We start from the raw sequence: 20,043 nt of genomic DNA, 5'->3' as shown, positions 1-20,043 counted from the left end.
TTCACCCTCCTGTGAACACGACGGTGCGGCCGCCGAACCACGGCACGTCCGGTACGTCGGCGAGCAGCCGGTGGCGGTAGAGGTCGGAGTGGCGGGCACCCAGCGGAAGGCGCACCTCGACGGTGCTGTCGTGGAATGCCACGCGGGCCCCCAGGTCGGCGAAGCGGTCGAGGGCACACATCGGGTCGGACGGCTCCCGCTCCGACCAGAGCTTCCATGAGAGATCGGCCAGCGCGACCGCGGCGGCCAGCGTCACCGTGCGTTCGACCGCAGGGGCCTGGCCGCGGACGGCAGGGCGCAGCTCGACCAGCGCCTCGGTGAACCGGGCGGCGCGGGACGCCTCGTACGTCAGCCGCCGTGCGGCCCCGACCAGCGCGTCGTCCGGGGCGGAGCGGAAGGGGAGCCGTGCCCCGGTGTTGGTCCAGCAGCGGCGAGGAGCGGGCACCCGGCTGAGCTGCTCGCCGCGGGCCGGCGGCAGATCGGTCACGAAGCCGATGCCCAGGGCGTCCAGGGCGAGCGTCAGCCCTCCGGCCGCGGGGGCATCGGGCTGGGAGGGCAGCAGCACGAGGGGTGTCCCGGCCAGTTCCCACGGGCGGAGCAGTTCTGCCGGCTTAGTCGCGTCCCACACCGGGTACAGGCCGTCGACGTCCAGCAGGAGGAGCCGGCCCGGGGCCACCGCGCGCAGCAGCAGGGGGCTGGTGGCGGTGTGACCTTGGGCGGTCTGGAGTCCGAGCCGGGAGTCGAGCAGGGCCAGCAGCGGGCCGAGATGCCGTTCGAGATCCAGAGCGGAGATGTCGGGTGCGGCGTGGCCTGTCGTCGTCGTGCCCGCGAAGACGGCGACCGCGTGCGTGTCCTGTGGTGAGCGCAGCCAGCCGTGCGCGGGCGGAGGCAGCACTTTGTGCGCGAGGCAGGCGGCGAAGGCCGCACCGTCGGGGGCTTGTGCGCCACCACCGCTCAGGACGGCGGCCGCCGCTTCCAGATAGCCGCGGTCGTGCAGCGGGGGCAGCAGGAGGAAGGGGAGTACGCGGTCGATATCGGTCACCGTGCCGGGCGCAGGGCCTGCGTGGTGCTGTTCTGCCCGGCCGGGGGCCGGGGGGATCCGCGCGGGGAGTGCGGGCAGCGCGGAGTCGGGGGCGGGCTCGGGTCCGGTGGCGGTGAGCGGGGTGTGCGTCGCACGGAGCGTGGTGTCCGTCCACACGGGTGGCTCGTACCGCAGGGCCGCCATGAGGGCGGCGGCGAGGGCGTCGGGGTCCGGGTCCCGGGCTTCGCAGGGGACTGCTCCGGCCCTACCGGGGAACGGAGTTGCCGCGTCGGCCGCGTCGGCCGCAGCGCCGGGGCCGGGCGCCGGGCGGCTGCCCGCCGCATCGAGGGCGCGCAACAGGAGCAGTAGCGCCTCGTGCGGAAGCCCGGCCAGTACGGTCTCGAACGCCCCGCACGCGGAGGCTTCGTTGAGGAGGCCGACCAGCACCTGGTCACGGTCGAAGGCGAGCGCGGGCGGCACCGGTCGGCCGGGCCCAGGCAGGGCTTCGGCACGGGCGTCGGTACCGGATCCGGCATCGGATCCGGCTTGACGGGAAAGCGGCGTCGTGCCCGGAGCCGATGGGTCCGCGTGACCGCGGTGGGGGAGCACTGTCGCGTCAGGACCGGATCCGCGCGCGATGGTCCGGTCCGTCATGGGGGCGGCACCCGCCAGCTCGTCGAGAGTGGCAAAGGACCTTATGTGCACGGGGACGGTCACCTCCATGTCCTGCGGGATGAAGCCTGAGTGCGGGTCTTGTCCCGCGACGGGCGGGGGAAGCGACACGCCGGTGCGAGCCAGGGCCCCGGCGAGGTGCATCTCCACCACGCGGGGGAGCATCGCGACTGCGCCACGGGCCAGTTCGGAGGGATCGGGTCCCCAGCTCCAGCCGTCGGTCCTGACAACGCGCACCCGGCATTCGAGCACGGTGCAGCCGCCGAGGGCGGCGATGAGACCGTCATCGGTCGTCGCATCCATGTGAACCGTCACCATGCTGTCACCTGCGTCCTGCCCTGGTCCGTCCGCTTGTTTCCGTCAGTCGATCCCGCCCGGGCTGTACACCTTCACCGGCCGCCCCCGGACGAAGACCAGGGCTTCGTCGCTGTCCTCGACGGCGCCATTGCCCAGCACGGCTGCTCCGCCCGGGCCGAGGACGTCGCGGATCTGAAGGCTGACGGCGCTGCCGGCGCCCCACTGGGCGGTCGGATGGACCAGCGCGAGGACGGGGGCCGCGCCGTCAGCGGTGGAGGACGTGACGGTGAGCGATCCTTCGGTGAGGCCGACGGAGGGGGCGGGGCAGGAGACCGGCTTGAGCTGCGGCGTTGCTGGGGTGGCGGCCTCCTCGCCGCCGGTGTCCACGTACCAGCGCCAGGGCGCGGCCAGGATGTCCCGGGGCGCGCTGAGTTCCTCGGTCGTGAGAAGTTCCGCCGGGACCAGGACGAGCCCCGAGGCACCCGGGACGGCCAGCGGGAATGCGCTCTGCGTCAGCAGCCGTACGGTGGGCGGGGGACCGGCGGTGGCGCGGGTGAGTGCGGCGAGAACATGGCCGGTGTGTTCGAGGCGGACGACCGTGACGGTCAACTCCGGTGCCTGCGACACCGATTGATCTCGCGCGGTGATCGTCATCGTTGCTCTCCCTCGTTGCTTCCGTGGGGATGCATCAGGTGGTCGGCCGGGCCGTGGCCAGCACGAAGTAGTCGGCGGCGCCCGGCAGTACGGACGGAGAGTCGAGTGCCTGGTCGGGGCGGAACCCGCCGTACCAGGCGATCAGGCAGCTCAGCCGGCGCTGGGAGTCCACCTCGCAGCGCAGCACCACGGGCAGTGCGCCGAAGCCGGATCCGTCGACACCGCCTTCGTGCGGCCCGCCGTACGTCTGGAGCCGAGGCGTCACCTGGAGGTGCAGAACGACCTCGCCCGACTCCACCTGATCTGCCGTCACCGGCGGGGGCAACGGCAGGATGACGCCGTGTGTCGCGGTACCGGACTGGACGAGGACGCTGCCGGTGACGAGCGGGCTGTCTACGGCGCCGGTGACGGTCAGCCCGCCGGTGATCTTCACGTCGCCGTGGATCTGGGTGCTGCCGTCGCCGAGTACGCGCAGCGCCGGGGCGAGTGCTCCGGCCGCGTTGAACCGGCCGATGTCCAGACTGCCCTGCTCACCGCCGATCCGGACGCCCACCTTTCCGGCCACCGGGCGCGGCTCGGCCGCCAGTTCCAGTGTGCCGCCGCGCGCGGACACACGGTCGGCGAGGACGCCCGCGTACCGCCGGCCGACCCCGTTCGCACTGGGCAGCACCGCGGTGAAGCCGCCCTCCTCGCCGCCTCCCCAGGTCACGAATGAGAGGAGTACCCGGCCCCGGTCGCCGCCGCCGAGCCAGTCGGGTCCCGCGTCGGGCGCAGGCGGCTGCTGGTCGCCGAGGTCGAGCTCGTCGCCGGGGGCGCCCACCACGAGGGCGAAGCCCTCCGAGGTGCGCGCGGCCCCGTTCGTGCCGCAGCCGCCCGAGGACACCGTCGCGCCGCTGTTCGAGGGCTGGTCGCTCCACATGAGCATGAGCGGGCGGGCGGCCGTGTTGCCGGGGTCGGCGATCACGAACCCCTGGTCGGGTGTGGAGAGTTCCACCGGCGCGGGCACCACGATCTCCCGCCCCGACGGGTCGACGAGGGTGCCGCTGCCGACGACGACTGTTTTGTAGATGTCCGAGCCGGCCCGCGCGCGGACCGTCACCTCCAGACCCGAGGCGATCCCCCAGGTGTGCAGGTGCCGGTGGTGGCGCGCGGCGGCGTCACGGTCGTAACGCACCACGGCAGACAGGTCGTCGGCGGCCAGGATCTGGCCCTCGTGGAATTCTGGCCGCAGAGGTGCCGGCATGGTCTGCGCTCCTTCTGCTTCTACGTGTCGGTCGGCTGCGGCAGGCAGCCGGTGCGGTCCAGGAGTTCCAGTAGGAACTCCAGCAACTGCGATGTGCCGGCGTCGTGTTCGAAGAGCCTGGCCAGCCGGCTGCGCCACCGCTGCTCCACCGGATCGGGCAACTGGGCGCCACGCCGCCCGGCCGGCACGGCACGGACGACATCGCAGCCGTCCAGCGTCACCTCGGCGATCAGCACGTCCGGGGCGCAGCCGCCGGGGCACGGGACGACGAGGAGCGAGCGGACGGCGGCGCGCAGATATGCCTCGAAGGCACGCCAGGCACCCACCTTGCGGTGCAGGTTGTGCTGAACGTCATTGCCGGTCGGCCTGGGTGGTACGTCGCACAGCAATGCCAGGGGGGTGCGGTCGCACAGGTCGCCGTTGACATCGAGGCGGGCCGTGAGCCACTCCGTGAGTTCGCTCGCCGAGGGCCGGCTCTCGCTCTGACAGTCCTCCAGCAACTCCCGGTCGTCACCGAATCGGCGGCGCAGCAGTTCACAGAGACGGTCGGGGGGCGGGTCGGGGACGCAGCCCACGAAGAAGCGGTGGCCCTCCCGTACCCGCGTGGGAACGCAGCCAGTCGGCGTGCAGCCGTCGCCGGGATCGTACGGGGCGACAGGCTCGGCGAACTCCTCCTCGTAGCGCAGAAAGAGGCCGTAGGTGCGCTCGGGCCCGGGCGGGCAGGGGTCGGGGCAGCCGCCGCCCGTGGCGCGGAACTCCCGTACCAGGGCGACGACGTCCACGTCTTCGACGCAGATGACCGGGATGTCGTTGCCCAGACCGTCCACGGCGTGCCCCTCGCCGATGCGTACCGCACCGCGGGCGCATGAGTCGCAGCTGACGGCGAGCCCGCACAGGACCGCGCCCTGTCCTTCGGGCGATACGTAACGCAGCCGGTTGTGGAGGCGGATGCGCCCGGTGGTCCAGGCGGTGAGCTGTCCGAGATCGTCCTCGGTGAGCAGCTGGCCCGCGGAGAAGACCGGTCGGACCGGTCCGCCCGTGCGGAATCCGGCAGGTGAGGCGATGGTCGCGGTGCCTTTGCCGCCACTGCTTCCGCCGCAACCGCAGCCGCAGTCACGGGGGCCGGCGGTGTGTGTGCCGGAGGTGGTCATGGCTGCCCCTCGGTGGTCTCGCTGTCGTCGGCCGCGCTGTCCGTCCGGTCGGCGGGTTCCGCCCCGGCCTCGGAGCCGGCGTCTGGACGGTGGTTGTCGATGAAGATCCAGCTCTCGAAGACGCCGGCCGCGCCTGTGGGCGTCCCGGAGGTGCGGGGTCCGCAGCCGTCGGGCGGCAGTAGCCCCGGACGGTGGGCGACCGGGCCGCCGGACTGCGGCACGAGCCCGCCGGTGTGGGTGCCGTCCACCGGGTCGCCGCAGATGTCGAGGACGAACGGGGTGCGCAGCACCAGGTGGATCCGGTCGCCGTCGTTGAGGTACTCGATGTCCGTCTGCCGGATGGTGATCCGGTCCGTGGTCTCGTCGTCCGGCCCGTCGGTTTCGATCCGGGTCTCCAGGCGCATGACGGTGCCGTGGACGCCCCGCCCGCCGGTGATCTGGAACAGGTCGGCGATACCCGGGTCCTGGAGGGTCGCGGTGCGCACCGGCCGCGAGAAGCGGATCCGCAGGCCGCGTTCGCCCAGCAGCACGCGGGCCTGCTGGGTGGTCAGCCGGCCGCCGTGCGGCCAGGAGATGCGGGTGATCACGGTCGCCGGACGCCGGGCGAGGGGCCGGCGGACCTCGGGACGGATCTGCTCGGGGGCCAGCACGCGGTCGGGACGTACGTGGTTCACGCGAGCCAGCAGCAGCCCGGGGCCGAAGATCCTGCCGTCACCGCATCCGTGCTGCTCCGGCGCGCCCTCGACGGGCGGCTCGCAGGGGCACGGAGGGTCGCAGGAGTCAGGCTCGGGCCGCCGGGTCGTCGCCCGCAGGGCGAAGCCTTCGCGGATGTGGGCGTAGGCGGTGCGCGGGAGGCCGTCGCAGGCCTCGGTGTAGACGGCGCGGACGCTGTCGACCGGCTCCTCGCAGTGATGGATCGTCAGATAGACGGTGACGCCGTCGCGACCGGAGCGGATCTCCTCCAGGGCGCGGCACCGTTCGTCCTCGTCGAGCAGCTGCCACAGGTCGTGTCTCGGCAGGACGCCGCACGGCACGATCACCTCGTCGCCGTGCCGGTCGACGGCCAGGCCGTCGGTCACCTCGAACCAGGGGGCCGCGCGCTCCGGATCTGGGCACTCGGCGGCCGGTGGTGGCACCGGGCGCGTCCACATCCCGTAGGCCACGCCATAGCCGTGCAGGGCGAGGTTGTGCAGGCGCAGCCGTGCGAGGAACTGCCCCTGTTCCTGGCGGAGATCCTGTGCGGACAGCAACTGGCCGTGGAAGTACGTCAGCCGCCGCCGGCCGGTCCGCGGGGCGCTGTCACGCCCGGTCGGGGGAGCCGTCATGGGGTCCTGCCTTTCTTCTCGTCGGGGTGTGCGCCGGTGTCGCCCTCGTGCAGGGCGACCGTGCGGATGCCCGCACCTGACGTGCCGTCCAGGCGGATGCCGCGTCGCCCCGAACGGTCCGCCCCGAGAACGGTGTCGGCGCCCAGGACGGCCACGCCGGCCGGGGACGGCTCGGGGCTGACGAGGAGGGTGTCCACGCCGACCGCGCTGCGCTCACCCACGGTGAAACCGAGACCGCCGATGCAGACGGTCGCCGTGGTGTGGGCGGGGGAGAGTCGTTCGACCAGATCGGCGGCGGTCCTGGCCGTGGCGTCGGTCGATCTGGGACGCCGGGGGCTGGGCGGCGGGCCCGGGGGGATCAGTACGCGGAAACGGAACGTGGTGCCGGTCAGCGGGTCCTCGTCCGGGTTGCCGAGCGATCGCAACGGTGCTCCGCTCCGGTGGGCGCCGGGTCCCGCCAGCCGCGAACCGAGGACCGCGGGGCCGCCGAGCCGTACCCGCGTGGCCGACCGTCCGAACAGCCGCACCTCACCCAGGCGCGTGTCCCGGCCCACCGCACCCCACGGCGCCGCGGCAGGTTCCACGATCGCCGGGCGCACCCCCAGCACGATCTCCAGGGCGAGGGCGAGCCCGCAGGGCGTACCGCGCCGTCTGCGCAACTCGGGCGCCGCGGCAATGAGTCGGCGCAGTACGGACGGCGCGAGCTGTGCAGTCCCCGGGTCCGGGGCGCCCGGGTTCGTGCCGCTCCCGGGGCCGCCGCCGGAACTCGCGCCCGGCGCCGGGTCGGGGTCGGGCCCCAGATCGATGCCGAGCAGACCCGCGATCCACGGCAGCACACCGTCCGGCACGCCGGCCGGGTCGAGCAGCGCGGGGGCCCGTTCCGTGGCCCGGTCGAGGGTCTCGACCACCGAGTCGAACAGAGCGAGGAACCGCTCGGTGAAGTCGTCGGCGGTCGGATCCTCGCGGTAGACGGCCGGGAGGAGGTCGGCCGAGGTGGCCCGGGGAAGGTCAAGTCGGAGCTGCCGCACGGCGGGACCGGGCGTGGAGGCGTCGGTACGGCCGAGCAGCAGCCGCACGACGACGTACTGGCCCGGCGGCTGGTCCACCAGGACGTCGTAGGCCGGTCCTGCGGCCGTCTGCCAGTCGTCGGGCCCCGGCACGCCGTCGGGATCGTCGCCGGTGGTGGCCAGTTGGACGACCAGTGCGCTGCCCGACGGGACATCGGCGTCGACACGGATCCGGTGCCAGCGGCACCGGGAGATGCCGCTGTCGAGCGGGACGGTGACCAGCGCCGCCTCTGTCACGCCTGGCGGCAGGACCAGCGCGTCGCCGTCCTGGACGGGTTCGGGGAGGGGGTCTGCCGCTCCTGCGGCCGGGCGCCAGCCCGAGGCGGAGTCCAGCAGCAGGTGCGCGGGTGCGTCGGTGCGGATGTCCATGCCTCACCTCCCCTTCTGCGCGGTGATGTTGGCGGCGGTGTTGGTGACGACCGAGGCCGTCACCCGTCCGACGCGGACCAGGGCGTGCGCGGGCAGCGGCGTATCGGTGCAGGGCGGCACGGGCAGGCCGTCCACTGTGAGCGTCAGCAGTGGCACGGCCGCCACCTCCTCGTCGGTGAGCAGCCGGCGCGCCAGCGCGGTGTGGACGAGGGGGCCGCCGAAGGGCCAGCCGTCGCCGTCGGCGCCCCCGGCGAGCGGGTGCAGGAAGCGGCGCAGCCCGTCCTCGGCGCGGCGTACGGCTGCGGCACGGTCGGCGCCCGTGACGAGCGCCAGCCCGATCCGGGCGTCGACGCGGACGTACCGGGGCGCTGCGGCGACGACGGTGATACCGGTGGGGGCGAGGGTGCGCGTCAGGTGATCCGTGACGGCCTCGAGGTCGCCGGCCGAGGGGAGCGGCGCACCGGCGGTGGCGGGGTCCTCGTCGGGCGGCACCAGGTAGAGGCCGACGATGCCGGGCAGCCGGGCGCAGGGATGGTCCGGGTGGTGCCCGGGTACGGCGTGGGCGCGGGCGATGCGCGCACCCGGGGCGCGCATCGCGAGCAGCGCGTGGTCGGCGGGGGTGACGGCCCGCCCGGCAGTGCGGATCTCGGCTGCGCCGCGCCGTACGGTCGCGCCGAACGGCTCGGTGTCCGTTCCGCCGGTCCCTGGCAACGGGTTGGTCACCGAAGCCACTCCCGGCACCGCCGTGCGCAGCACTGTGGCGGTGTCCGCCGCGACGGCGCCCTGCCTGCCGCCTCCGGTGCGGTAGCTGACGGCCCGTACATGGCCCACGCCGGGCGGCAGCGCGACCCCGTGCACTCCGTCGCCGAAGGTGAGGACTCCGGTGTCGGCGTCGAGCGCGAACACCCGGTCGGCGGGGCCCGCGAGGACCAGGTCGGGCACCTCCCGCCACACGGGCAGCGGGTCGTGCGCGGTGGGGGCCGCGCCGTCGACGGGGAAGAGCGGCGCGGCCGGGTCGTCGGCGACGCTGACGGTCAGGGATCCGGGAACGACGGGCGCCGTCGCCACGCGCAGCCGCACGCCCGCGCCGCCGTCCTGCTCCCGGGGATCCGCGGGTGCCGGGCTCAACACCTCGTCGCGCACAGTCCGTACGGCGCTCGCGAGCACTGTGTGCGGCAGGACCGCGGCGATCCGCGGCGGCTCGGCGTACGTCCCTGCGGTGAGCCGCACCCGCAGCCAGCGGGCTTCGGGAAGCTGGGCCCCGCCGGGCGGTCGGCCAGGCCGCCAGCCCGTCGGCAGCCGCAGTTGTACGGTCCCGGTGGCGGCGAGGTTGCCGGTGTGGTCCACCACCACGTCGGCCGCGCGGAAGGTGTCACCGTCCAGTACGGACCAGCGCAGTTGCGGCGGGGCCGCCTCGGGCGGAGCGACGGCTCCCCGGGCGGCCGCGGCCGGACCGCCGGGGCGCGGGGCCGCGACGAAGGCGAGCGAGAGTCCGCCCTCGAGCGCCTGGGGGGCGGTGAACCCCAGCCAGAGGGCCGAGCCGGGCGCGCTGTGGGCGCCGAAGGGGAGTAATCCGTCGGCCCAGGGGTCCTGACCCGGCGTCACCTCATCCACGGGGCCCGGCAGACTGCCGGTCGCGGGGCGGCCGACGGCCAGGGACGTGAGCTCGGAGGGCGACACCCACATGTCGTCCACGGTCTCCATCACCACTTCGGCGCCGTCCTCGCCGGGCGCCCCGGCCTGGAAGCCCGAGGGGACCTGAACTCCCGCTCCTGCGGACGCCGTTGCGGTGAGACGAAGCAGCACCTGGGCGGGCGCGGCGGGCAGCGGGGAGACCCCGGCGATCCGCAGATGCTCGACGAGCAGCTTGGCGGGCAGCCGGTCCACGCGTTCGGCCACCGCTTCGGCCATCAGCGCGAACAGCCGCAGCAGCGCGTCCCCCGCGTCGTCGGGGCCCGTCCCGGTCCAGTCGGGGGTGAAGCCGCCGACCCGGGCGCGCAGCGCGGCGACCAGGTCGTCCCGTGCGGCACCCAGCAGCACCGGGCGGCCGTCCGCGTCGAGCAGCGCCGTACGCGCGGCGCCGGCGGACAGCGTCCACCACGGTTCGTCCGCCCCGGGGGCGAGCCTTGCGGAGGGATCGGGAGCGGTGGAACGGTCGACGCCGTGGGCGGTCATGCGCGTACCTCCCGTGGAGCGGCACCGGACGGCTGTGTGGTGCACATGAGGATCTCGACGGGGCCGGGAAGTTCACCGGGGCGCAGCGGAAGATCGCCGCAGGATTCGTAGGGACCCTCGTCCAGGGCAGCGGCGACGGCCTGCACCGGGGTGCGGTCGCCCGCCGCTCGAAGAGCCCGTTCGGCCGCTCGCAGCAGCGCCGAGGGGCGCAGTACGCCGCCGAAGGGCCAGCCGGTGCCGTCGTCGCCGCCGGTCAGGGGGTCGAGGAAGCGGCGCAGTGCCGCATCGAGGAGCTGCCGACGGGCGGTGTCCGCGGACAGGGTGACGCGGACGCGGACCGGACGGTAGCGCGGAGGCGCAGCGAACACCTGGGCGCCCAGCAGGCGTCCGGCCTCCAGCCGGGCGCGTACGGCGGCCAGCGCGCCGGGGTCGGGAACGGGCAGGGGTACCGCGTCGGGCGCGGTGCTGTCGCCTGCGGCGCGGGGCACCCGGGGGACGACGATGGTGGTCACGGCGCCCGGCACGTTCCGCGACGGGTGCGAGGGATGGGCGCCGACCACTGCGTGGGCGCGGGCGACGGCGACCCCGGGGGTGGACAGGGCGAGTTCCTCGTGGTCGGCGGCGGTCACGGCCCGGGTGACGACGGCGAGCGCGGTGGCGGCCCGGCGGCGCGCGGCCGCCGGGGTCTCGGGCTCTGCCCCGCCCGTGGACGGGACGAGGGCGCGAGCGGTGCACGGGGCATCGGGTGGTTCGGTGTCCGAGGATCCGCCGGTGAACACCCAGTCCCCGGGCGGCGATTCCTCCTCGGCCGCGCGCTGCGGCTGGGGGCGGGCGAATCCGGCCAGCGCGGGGAAGGCCAGCAGCGCCGTCGGCTGGGCAGCGCGGGCCGGGACGCCCACTGCCGGGTCCGCGCCGCCATTGCCGGACGGCCCGCCGCCCAGCCGGTACTCCGCCCGCAATACGGTCCCGGGCCCGGTGGCGTCGGGCCTCGGGATCCGCCCGGTCAGGCCGTCGCCGAAGCGCAGCGCCCCCAGGGCCCGGTCCACGGTGAACACCCGGTCCAGCGGCCCGCTGAACGCCAGATCCGGCACGGCCGTCCAGTCGTGCGTGCGACCGCTGCCGGTGTCATCCCTCTCGCGCAGCGTGAAGCGCACGACGTCGATCAGCCGCCCGGCGGCGTCGCCGGGCAGTACAGCGGTGAGGCCGGGAAGCGGCGGGCGGCCCGAGAGTTGGGCGACCACGGGCCCGTCGGAGGCCTCCTCCAGACGGACGCGTTGCGCGTGGTGCGCGGGAACGGAGTTGGGGGACAGCCGCAGCAGTCGCGGCGGTGCGGCGTAGGTGGAGGCGGGCGTGGCCAGTACCAGCTCCACCTCGGCCCCGGCGGCCGTCGCCGGCAGGGTCAGCCGGACCAGGCCGGACCGGCGCAGTCCGCCGGTGCCGTCCGCCACGGCCCCCTCGGGCAGCGGGGCGGTGTCCCCAACGGCCCCGTAGGACCAGCTGAGTCGAACCGGGGGCGGTACGTCGGGTACGGCCCCGGCGGTCCAGCCGTCGGGCGTCCGGCTCCCGGTCCACGGCCCCGCCGGCTGCTCCAGCGCGAGCAGCAGCGAAAGGGTTCCGCCGTCCGGAAAACCGTCGCCGGACACAGAGAGCCGGATCCGGACCCGTGCCGGGCGGCCGTGGACGCCGGTCAGGGGCACCGGGCGTCCGGCGGCGAGGTCGGCGGTGCGGTCCCGGTCGCCCGTCCCCTCCCGCACCGACAACCCGGCCACGCGCACCGGCAGTACGTCCAGGTTCCGGTCGAGGTAGAAGTCCCTCCCGCGCCCCGGTTCACGGCTGAACGACGCGCCCTCCCGGATCCGCAGCCGGGTGCCGGGCGCCTGCGGGACGATCTGCAGCACGGTCACCGCGGCCGTCGCCGGGGCCGGTCCGGGCACGCCGAGCAGCCGCAGCACCGCGTGCACGACCGCGTCGGGGACCTGGTCGAGCCGGTAGACCTGCTGCTCCAGCAGATATGCCTGGAGGTCCAGCAGTGTCATGCCCGGGTCGACGGGGGCGTGCAGGGTCCAGCGGCCCGAGGATTCGGCGGGAATCCGGGAGCGGACCGCGTCAACAAGATCGGCCCAGGACAGATCGTCCAGCCGCAGCGGTGCCAGGGTCATGACGCTTCACCGCCGCCCGCCGGTCCGCCTGCCCCGAACGCGCCCGCGCCGCCCACCAGTCCCGAGCCGCCGTCGAGGTAGTAGGGGAAGACCAGCGTCTCGTGCCGGCCGGTCGCCCTGACCCGGTAGTCGACGAAGACCGTCACCCGCCACTCCTCGCCCGGCTGTGCCTGCGCCCGTACGTCGTCCACGGCCGCCCGTGGTTCGAAGTCGCGGATGGCGATACGTACCGAGTCCTCGAGCTCGCGCAGTGAGCGCGAACTGCCGGGCGCGAAGACCAGTTCCGGGGCGCGGGTGCCCAGCGTGGGGCGCATCACCCGCTCGCCCAGCGCAGTGCGCACCAGCACCAGTAGGCAGTCGCGGACGCTGTCCTCGCCTGCCGTGTATGCCAGTCGCCCCGAGGCGTCCGGCAGCAGCGGGAAGCTCCAGCCCTGCCCGAGGAAGGCCTCCGCGCCGCCGGGCGCGCCGCCGTTCACGGCGCCACCTGCACCGTCGTCGACATCGGCGGCGGGCCGGGCGCGGGGAGTGCGGGACCGGTGGCGACGGGCGAGACGACGGGGTGGGTGTGCCCGATGAACCAGGGCAGGAAGGTCTCCCACGGGACCACATGCTGCGAGGCGCCCGACCCCAGCCGCACCTGCGGCGCGTCCAGCGTCACCGAGCCGCCGGTGACCTTCACGGGGCCGGAACCGGCACTGATCTCCACAGAGCCGTCGGCGGTCACCGTCACCTTGCCGCCGGACGCGGTGCGCACCACCACCGAGCTGCCCGCGTCGTCCAGTTCGATGCGGTGCCCGGCGGACGAAGTGAGCCGTACGGCTTCCTTGCCGGAGCTGTCGTCGAGAACCAGTTCGTGGCCGTGCTTGGTCCGCAGCAGCTTTTCGTCCCGGCCGCTCGCCCGGTGTGTGGGCGGCTTGTCCACGCCGTTGTAGAGGCTGCCGATGACGACAGGGAACCGCATGTCCCCCTGGTCGAAGGCGACGAGCACCTCGTCGCCCTTCTCCGGCACGAAGCTCGTGCCGTATCCGTTGCCCGCGTACGGCTGTACCACCCGGCACCACTCGGTGATCGTGGCGCTGTCGAACCACGGCAGTCTCAACTGCACCCGGCACTCCTTCTCCGGGTCGTCCTCCACCCGCTCCACGACACCAGTGGCCACACCGAAATACCGCTTGTCCACGGTCGATCCGGGCATTCCCGTCATCGCCTCGTCACCGTCCCTCGGAAGTACGCCGTGCCTCGAACGAGGTCAGGAATCCTGATGAGTTGAAGGAGTGCGTCACCTTGGTCGTGTAGTAGGTGCCGCCGAACCTGCTCCCCACCCCGCCGATCCGGAGCGAGTCGCTCGGCACCAGGTCGGGGAGGCCGGCCAACTGGCCCGCGCAGGTGACGAATTCATACGACTTGCCGCGCAGCACGCTCACCGCCAGTGCCCGTGCCTCGTGCTCCGAGCTCACCGGGCGGTCCACGATGACCTCTTCCCTCTCGCCCATCTCCTGTGCGGCGGCCGCTGGACCGCTGCGCCCGGCGTCGCGCTCCGCCTGCAAGTCCGCCTGTGTCGCACTGCCGACGATCGCCTTCTTGGTCCGGGGATCCCAGCCGCGCACCGTCACTTTGGCGACCTGCCCCGACAGGGTCAGGGTCGGGCGGAACGAGATCAGGTTGGGTGCGGGGGAGGTCCTGGACGCCTCGCCCTGTTCCGGGCGTCCGGAGCGGGCTCCACGTGCCAGTACCGCGTACCAGAGGTCGAAGGTGCGCGGCCGGCGGGCCGTCGAACCCGCCCTGCCGTCGGCGGGGGAGACGAAGTACAGCTGCTCCACCCCGCTCTTCGGGTCGGGCGCCACGTAGCACTCCCGGTCGACGCCTTTCGCCCGTTCCAGCAGGAAGGCGACATCGTCCTGGTTCTTCTGCATCACCAGCGGATGCACCACGCCCTCCTTCTCGGCCACCAGCTCCAGCCCGTGCCGCTCCGCGACCTTCTGCGCGATCTGCCAGTCGGCGAGGTCCAGATACTTCTTCACCTCGTCGGCCCGTGGCTTGCGGGCCTTCATCTGCGCCGTGCGGTCCTGGCAGGAGATCTGCAGCGTCGGCGGCCCCGACGAGGGGAAGTCCGGCTGGATCGTGGTGACCTGGCCCTTGGCCACCACTGGCGGCCGGGGCTGTGAGGTGTAGCCGAGCCGGACCTCCACCAGCTGGCCGGGGGCGAAGTGCTTCGGGTCGTCGAAACGCAGCCGCAGATTCAGCTCGTCCCAGTTGCTCAGTGCCAGCGAGAACGTGCCGGTCTTGTCCAGCTCACGGACCACCTGGATGTCGAGCACGCAACTGCGCATCTGCTCGGCGATCTCGGAGCCGTCCAGGGCGACCTCGAAACACGGGGCGTAGATATCGGCCGGCAGCGGTGTCGCGGTCGTGTTCCCCAGGAGCGCCATCACGCCTCACCCCCGGTCCAGCGCGGGGACGACGAGCGCCATCCCCGGGGCGAGCGCCCGGGGATCGGCGAGGGCGTTGGCGGCCGCCAGTTCGCGCCAGCGCCCGGAGTCCCGGTACACCGCGGCTGCGATGGAGGAGAGCGTGTCGCCGCGCCGCACCGTCCAGACCTTCTGCACGGTCGGAGAACTCAAGGGCGTGGTGAGCTTCTGCTCCTCCGCCGTCCTGAACTCCTTGAGCGACAGTGACACTTTGGCCCGGGTCGGTGTGCCGTCCCGGTCGAAGAGCACGTAGGTGATGGAGAGGCTGTCCACCACACCGGTGAACGGGGGATTGGCGCCCCAGGCGAAGGTCACCACCGGCGGTGCATGGGTGGTACCTTGACGGACCGTCAGAGACTCGAAGTCATCGAGCCATCGCTTCTGTACATCGCGGCGCCCACGCAGCGGCTCCTCGGCCGCGTCGACCAGCGCGTCCAGCTTGAGGGTCCGCGCGCCGCCCCGTACGAACTGCAGCGGGGGCGCGTCCAGGCCCGGGACGCCGATCTCGGCGAACGTCACCGCCTTGGAGACGGCGTACTCCGTCGGATTGACCGGCAGCGTCAGCAGCGGGGCCACGGGCCCCGAGACCGAACCGGGCGGGTGCACGCTCAGGGTCGCCTGCGTAGCGGCGGCGTCCCGTCCCGAGAGGCCGGGCAGCGGAAGCATCAGGCACCCCCGTAGCAGCCGGCCGCGGACCCGCCGGAGGGGTCCTGGCCCGGTTCGCAACCGGTCAAGGACGCCTCTCTGGCCAGCAGTCGGCTGCGGGCCCTGACATCCTCCTGTTGCTGCGACCACTCCCGGATGTGCTGTGCGAACAGCCGGGCGAAGACTGCCGTGTCATCGCCGCCGACCTCGAAGTCGACTGAAAGGTGATGGATCGTCAGCATTGTTCTCTCCCGAACGTGATCACGACATGCGGTGCTTTTCCCTGCGGCCGTAGCCGCGTGCGTCAGCCCAGCCCCGGCACCGCCTGCTCCACCGCCACCAGACCCTCGTGCGCGATCTCCAGCTGCTCCACGGCCACTTCGCTGCGCTCCGCGTGCAGATCGGGGCCTGTCCACTTCGAGGCCAGGCCGCCCCGGAAAGCCCACACAGCGCCGGGTACTCCGGCCCCGTCCAGCAGCAGCACCGCCCCGCTGCGGCGAGCTCCCAGCGGATTGCCGAGCCCTGCCTGGTACCAGGACCACAGGCCCGTGCCCCGGGCCACCCCGCGATGCAGCACAATCCGGTTCCAGGAGTGGCGTACGGGGAACTGCCGGACCCGGTCGTTGACCCCGCCCTCCGGATACGAGGTGACCTCCAGCTGCGCGCCGAGTCCGGTGATCTGCTGGAAGGCGCCCTGGGCGGTGAGCGGCAGCAACGCCGTCTGCGCGGGCGGCAGATGGGCTGCGGCCGGGCCGAGCACGACCAGGAACCGGTACTTCGGCAGCGGCTCGGCGAAGAACTCCAGCGTCTGCTCGGTCATCCCTCCACCACCTCCAGCCGGTCCCGTCCGCCCATCAGCAGCCGGATCGCGATGAATTCCATGGGGGCGGCCGGAGCAACCTCCACCTGGCAGACCACCTGCCCGAGCGCCGCCTGCTCCGGAGGGTTCAGCCCTTCGTCGCACCGCACCCGGAAGGCCTCAGCGGGCCGGTCCCCGGCCAGCGCGCCCGCCTCGAAGAGGCCGAGCAGTACTTCGGTCAGCCCCTGGACGAGCAGCAGCCGCAGACCGGGTGTGTCGGGCTCGAAGAGCAGCGGCCCGGCCACCTCGCGGGCTGCCCGCACCAGCCGGTGGACGAGCCTGCGGTGGGCGATGAACCAGCCGTCACCCACCCCCTGCGCCTGCGATTGCGGCACCGCCGTGCGACCGCCCCACACGAGGGGGCCTCTCCCGGGCGGACAGCGCAGCAGATTGGCGCCCGATCCGTAGACCGCCACCTCCTGATCGGAGCGCAGTACGTGGGCGAGGTCGACGACATCCTCGAGCGAGGCGTTGGCCGGGGTCGCGAACGCGCCTCGCTCGCGGTCCAATCGCGCCGCCACTCCGGCGACATGGCCGGAGGCGGGCACCGTACGCAGCGCCGGGAGCGCGGTCGCCAGTGGATCGGGCACCCGCAGCGGTGGCCAGTGGACGGCGCACGCCTGCAGGCCCGGTATGTCATGCCGCCGGCGCAGTGCTTCCATCCAGCCGATGGCCCGCCGGGTGGCGGCGGCGGGGTCGGAGGTCCTTGCGCCCGTGAGCGGCGGGTCGAGCAGGGCGAGCCGGTCGAGCGCGTCCGCGCACCCCTCGATCAGCAGATCGGCCAACTCCTCGCGGTGGGTCTCGCCGACCCCGCTGCGGTCCAGGTCGGGCAGCGCCAGCAGGGCGGGTTCCGGCAGTTCCACCATCGCCCGTACGGCGTCGGCGTAGGCGTCGGCGAGTGTCCCGGTGTCATCGGGACTGCCGGGGGCGGGAGTTCCTCCGCCCAGGGTGGCCGTGTGCGTTCCCGCGTGGGCGGCCGGTTCCCCTCCGGTGGGCGCGGGGCCGTCGGGGATCAGCCGGATGAGCCGGATGAGCCGGGAGACGGCTGCTACGGCGGCGGGGAGTTCGGTGGGGCGCAGCCAGCCGAAGGACTCGGGGGACTCGCCGGGGGCATCGACCCGCACCAGCACCTGGGGGTGCCCGGCGGATCCGGTCAGACGATGACGGACCGTTACCCGGGTGCCGTCGGCCCAGCCGCCCGGGGACACTGCTTCGACCCGGCAGCCCGCCGCGGGTGCGAACGGTGAGGGTGCCCCGGCCGGCCAGGCGGCCGTGGCGGCGGTTGTGCCCGCCGGTTCTGTCCGCAGGACCCACAGCGCGGTGCCGCCGTTGGCGAAGAATCCGCGGACCGCGTAGGGCAGATCGAGTGCGGTATCCAGGCCGCCGAAGGCCGCGGTGTAGGCCGCCCAGTCCGTGACGCGAACAGGGGTGGCCACCGGGCCGCGCCGGGTGCGCCCCACGAAGCAGGCCACATCGGTACGCAGCGGCTGGACGGGATCCACCGCCGCGGCTGCCATCGCGGTCAGTCCCGGCAGCAACGGTTCGGCGGGCAGGGGTGGTTCGAGGGCGGATGCGGACACGGCGGTCTCCCGGTCACACGTCGATCTGGAGGTCTTCGACGCAGAGTTCGAGCGTCTCCATCGCGATCTCGTTCTTGGTCGCGCCGAGCGAGGGGCCGGTGTATTTCACCGGCCAGCCGCGGTCGAAGTTCCAGCGCATGACCTCCTGGCGGTTCTCGTCGAGAAGGAGGATCGCCCCCGGCGCGCGCTGGGTCTGGCCGTTCATCGACTTCTTGATCCAGTTCCAGAACTCCGGATGGCCGGTGATGCCGCGTTTCAGCGTCAGGTTGGAGAACTTCTTGAGGCCGGGGATCTTGCGCACCCGGATGTCCTCGCTGCCGTTGCGGTAGTCGATCGGCTGGATGTCCACGGTGAGCCCGGAGACCTCGGTGAAGGACGCCTGGACGTCCTGGCCGTTGGCGGCGACGCCGGTGACCTGCACGAGGAAGTTGTAGGCGCCGTACGGATCGTCACGCTGAACGGGTGGCACAGCCGTCCCCTTTCTTTTGCGGCGGTTGAAGCGTTGTGAGTGGCCTGGGCGGTGTGGGTGTTCAGGACGTGTTCGACTCGCGGGTCGCCTGCTGGATCCGCACGATCACGAACTCGGCGGGAAAGACGGGGGCGATTCCGACCTGGCAGACCAGGCGGCCCTGCGCGAGGTCGTCCTCGGTCATCGTGGACCGGTCGCACACGACGTAGAACGCTTCTTCCGGTGTGGTGCCGGCCAGCGCGCCGGCCCGCCAGACCTCGGTCAGGAAGCTGCTGATGCTCTGCCGGACCGAGGCCCACAGCTGCTCGGCGTTGGGCTCGAAGACGACCCACTGCAACCCCTCGTCGAGCGACTCCTCGATGAAGAGGAAGAGCCGCCGGACGTTGACGTACCGCCACCGGGTGTCGTCCGACAGGGTCCGCGCGCCCCACACCCGCTGGCCCAGATTGGGGAAGGCCCGCAGCACGTTGATCCCGACGGGATTCAGGGTGTCCTGCTCGCGCCGGGTGACGTCGGAGGCCAGGCCGGCGCCGGGGACGATGCCGCGCAGGACCGTGTTGGCCGGTGCCTTGTGGACTCCCCGCTCCACGTCGGTACGGGCGTAGACGCCGATCATGTGCCCCGACGGGGGCGCCTTCGCGGTGCCGGCACCCGCCGGATGCGGCACCTGGAGCCAGGGGTAGTACAGGGCCGCCCGGTCGGTGGACAGCGGCTGGCGGAAGTCCCTGATGCCTTCGAGATCGGCGGTGGGAGGTCCGTCGAACACGGCGAACCGGTCGCCGAGAATCTCGCAGTGCGTGGTGAGGCCGTCGAGGACGGTCGGCTCCCAGACGCCGGGCACCGCGCAGATCGCCACCTCGTCGATGTCTTCGAGGGCCTGGATGCCCGTACGGTTTCCGCTGCCTCCGTCCACGCCGATGTAGTCGGCGGGCGTGAGACCTCCCCCGGCGCTGACGCCGCCGGCCAGATCGAGTGTGGCGAGCGGCCGGCCAGGGTCGGTCCTGGAGATGCCGCTGCCCAGGAACGGCAGTGGATCGGCGCCGATCGTGAGCGCGAGGAGCGCGTCCGGGTCCGATCCGACGGCAGTGGCGAGCATCCCCAGGTCGGCGGCAGGCGGGTTGGGCGCCGAGGGGATCGTCCGGGTCTGCCTCGCGACGCCCGGAGGCGCGTCGATGATGTCCAGCCGGAAGCCGGCCAGTACGAGAGTGTCGCCCGCGACGGCAGCGGCTGCGGGCGGGCGGTCCAGGGTGAGCGTGTGGTTGGCGCCGTCGGGGGCGTGGCTCAGGACCGTGTGCAGACTGGGCTGTTGCGTACGGTCGGCGGGGACGAGGAGGACCGTGCTGCCGTCTTCGATCGCGCCCAGGCCGGCGATCGTCACGGTGGCAGGGGGGTCGCCCGCGGGCGGGGCGGCCGGCGCCACCACGGCGACGGTGGCGGAGCGCGCGATCCGGAGCACGGCATGCAGGCTGTTGCCTCCCTCGCCCGCCTGTGCTGCCTGCGCACTGAGGACAGGTACCGGCGGGGTGGCATCGTCCAGCAGCGTCGCGGAAGCCGCGGTGCTTCCCACGGCCGGGGGCACGATCCGCTTCACGTAGAGCCGTTGCCCGCCGTTGTCGAAGAATCCCTTCACCGCCAGCGGCAGCAGCCACCACCGGATGCCGTTCGCGTCGGCCGTGACCACGTCGGCGTCGCTCGGCCGGGGCAGAAAGCCGCCGAAGAGCCGGTGGAAGTCCAACAGACTGGTCACCAGCTTGGGTTTGCCCGAGTCAGGACCCCGGGCGGTTACTCCGACCATGCCGGCGGTGCTGGTGGCCACGCCGGTGATCGGCCTCGGGCCGGTGGAGATCTCCTCGACAAATACGCCTGGGCTGAGATATTCGGGCATCGGG

At 73.3% G+C, this 20,043-nt stretch carries 17 protein-coding genes; all 17 read right to left on the bottom strand.

Going from position 1 to position 20,043, the window contains the following annotated elements; translation table 11 throughout:
• Window position 1: 1 nt before the first annotated feature.
• Window positions 2-2,011, bottom strand: coding sequence for a hypothetical protein (locus tag OHA61_RS04300; RefSeq protein WP_406301770.1), 2,010 nt, complete (start codon window positions 2,009-2,011; stop codon window positions 2-4).
• A gap of 42 nt (window positions 2,012-2,053) precedes the next feature.
• Window positions 2,054-2,644: a hypothetical protein gene (locus tag OHA61_RS04295; RefSeq protein ID WP_406301769.1), complete on the bottom strand. Its 591-nt coding sequence runs from the start codon at window positions 2,642-2,644 to the stop codon at window positions 2,054-2,056.
• 34 nt (window positions 2,645-2,678) lie between these two features.
• On the bottom strand, window positions 2,679-3,887 hold the full coding sequence (locus tag OHA61_RS04290; protein WP_406301768.1) for a hypothetical protein: 1,209 nt from the start codon (window positions 3,885-3,887) through the stop codon (window positions 2,679-2,681).
• Window positions 3,888-3,907: 20 nt separating this feature from the next.
• Window positions 3,908-5,038, bottom strand: a complete 1,131-nt coding sequence (locus tag OHA61_RS04285) for a hypothetical protein (RefSeq protein WP_406301767.1) — start codon at window positions 5,036-5,038, stop codon at window positions 3,908-3,910.
• Window positions 5,035-6,363 carry a hypothetical protein gene (locus tag OHA61_RS04280; protein WP_406301766.1) on the bottom strand — a complete coding sequence of 443 codons (1,329 nt, stop codon included), beginning with the start codon at window positions 6,361-6,363 and terminating at the stop codon, window positions 5,035-5,037. Before OHA61_RS04280 ends, OHA61_RS04285 begins: the two co-directional genes overlap by 4 nt.
• The gene (locus OHA61_RS04275; RefSeq protein ID WP_406301765.1) at window positions 6,360-7,799 is read right to left on the bottom strand and encodes a hypothetical protein; all 1,440 of its coding nucleotides are present in this window, start codon (window positions 7,797-7,799) and stop codon (window positions 6,360-6,362) included. The genes OHA61_RS04280 and OHA61_RS04275 overlap by 4 nt, the downstream gene beginning before the upstream one ends.
• 3 nt (window positions 7,800-7,802) lie before the next feature.
• Window positions 7,803-9,974: a putative baseplate assembly protein gene (locus tag OHA61_RS04270; RefSeq protein WP_406301764.1), complete on the bottom strand. Its 2,172-nt coding sequence runs from the start codon at window positions 9,972-9,974 to the stop codon at window positions 7,803-7,805.
• Window positions 9,971-12,133, bottom strand: coding sequence for a baseplate J/gp47 family protein (locus OHA61_RS04265; protein WP_406301763.1), 2,163 nt, complete (start codon window positions 12,131-12,133; stop codon window positions 9,971-9,973). Before OHA61_RS04265 ends, OHA61_RS04270 begins: the two co-directional genes overlap by 4 nt.
• Window positions 12,130-12,609, bottom strand: a complete 480-nt coding sequence (locus tag OHA61_RS04260; protein ID WP_406301762.1) for a GPW/gp25 family protein — start codon at window positions 12,607-12,609, stop codon at window positions 12,130-12,132. The genes OHA61_RS04265 and OHA61_RS04260 overlap by 4 nt, the downstream gene beginning before the upstream one ends.
• Window positions 12,606-13,337, bottom strand: a complete 732-nt coding sequence (locus OHA61_RS04255) for a phage baseplate assembly protein V (RefSeq protein ID WP_406301761.1) — start codon at window positions 13,335-13,337, stop codon at window positions 12,606-12,608. The genes OHA61_RS04260 and OHA61_RS04255 overlap by 4 nt, the downstream gene beginning before the upstream one ends.
• Before the next feature lie 7 nt (window positions 13,338-13,344).
• Complete coding sequence (locus tag OHA61_RS04250; protein ID WP_406301760.1) at window positions 13,345-14,562, bottom strand: phage late control D family protein; 1,218 nt, start codon at window positions 14,560-14,562, stop codon at window positions 13,345-13,347.
• Window positions 14,563-14,568: 6 nt separating this feature from the next.
• The gene (locus OHA61_RS04245; RefSeq protein ID WP_406301759.1) at window positions 14,569-15,267 is read right to left on the bottom strand and encodes a LysM peptidoglycan-binding domain-containing protein; all 699 of its coding nucleotides are present in this window, start codon (window positions 15,265-15,267) and stop codon (window positions 14,569-14,571) included.
• Window positions 15,267-15,488 (bottom strand): putative phage tail protein, encoded by a 222-nt coding sequence (locus OHA61_RS04240; RefSeq protein ID WP_406301758.1) that lies wholly within the window; start codon window positions 15,486-15,488, stop codon window positions 15,267-15,269. Before OHA61_RS04240 ends, OHA61_RS04245 begins: the two co-directional genes overlap by 1 nt.
• A 62-nt stretch (window positions 15,489-15,550) precedes the next feature.
• The gene (locus tag OHA61_RS04235) at window positions 15,551-16,066 is read right to left on the bottom strand and encodes a phage tail protein (protein WP_361905959.1); all 516 of its coding nucleotides are present in this window, start codon (window positions 16,064-16,066) and stop codon (window positions 15,551-15,553) included.
• On the bottom strand, window positions 16,063-17,685 hold the full coding sequence (locus tag OHA61_RS04230; protein WP_406301757.1) for a phage tail sheath subtilisin-like domain-containing protein: 1,623 nt from the start codon (window positions 17,683-17,685) through the stop codon (window positions 16,063-16,065). Before OHA61_RS04230 ends, OHA61_RS04235 begins: the two co-directional genes overlap by 4 nt.
• Before the next feature lie 13 nt (window positions 17,686-17,698).
• A complete protein-coding gene (locus OHA61_RS04225) occupies window positions 17,699-18,154 on the bottom strand; it encodes a phage tail protein (RefSeq protein ID WP_266484108.1) in 456 nt (151 codons plus the stop codon).
• A gap of 61 nt (window positions 18,155-18,215) precedes the next feature.
• Window positions 18,216-20,039 carry a phage tail sheath family protein gene (locus OHA61_RS04220; protein WP_406301756.1) on the bottom strand — a complete coding sequence of 608 codons (1,824 nt, stop codon included), beginning with the start codon at window positions 20,037-20,039 and terminating at the stop codon, window positions 18,216-18,218.
• Between the last annotated feature and the right edge of the window lie 4 nt (window positions 20,040-20,043).

The organism is Streptomyces sp. NBC_00885 (assembly GCF_045207475.1).
Classification (GTDB): Bacteria; Actinomycetota; Actinomycetes; order Streptomycetales; family Streptomycetaceae; genus Streptomyces.
The sequence above is the reverse complement of the archived record's forward strand: the minus strand, read 5'-3'. Positions and strand labels throughout refer to the sequence as shown.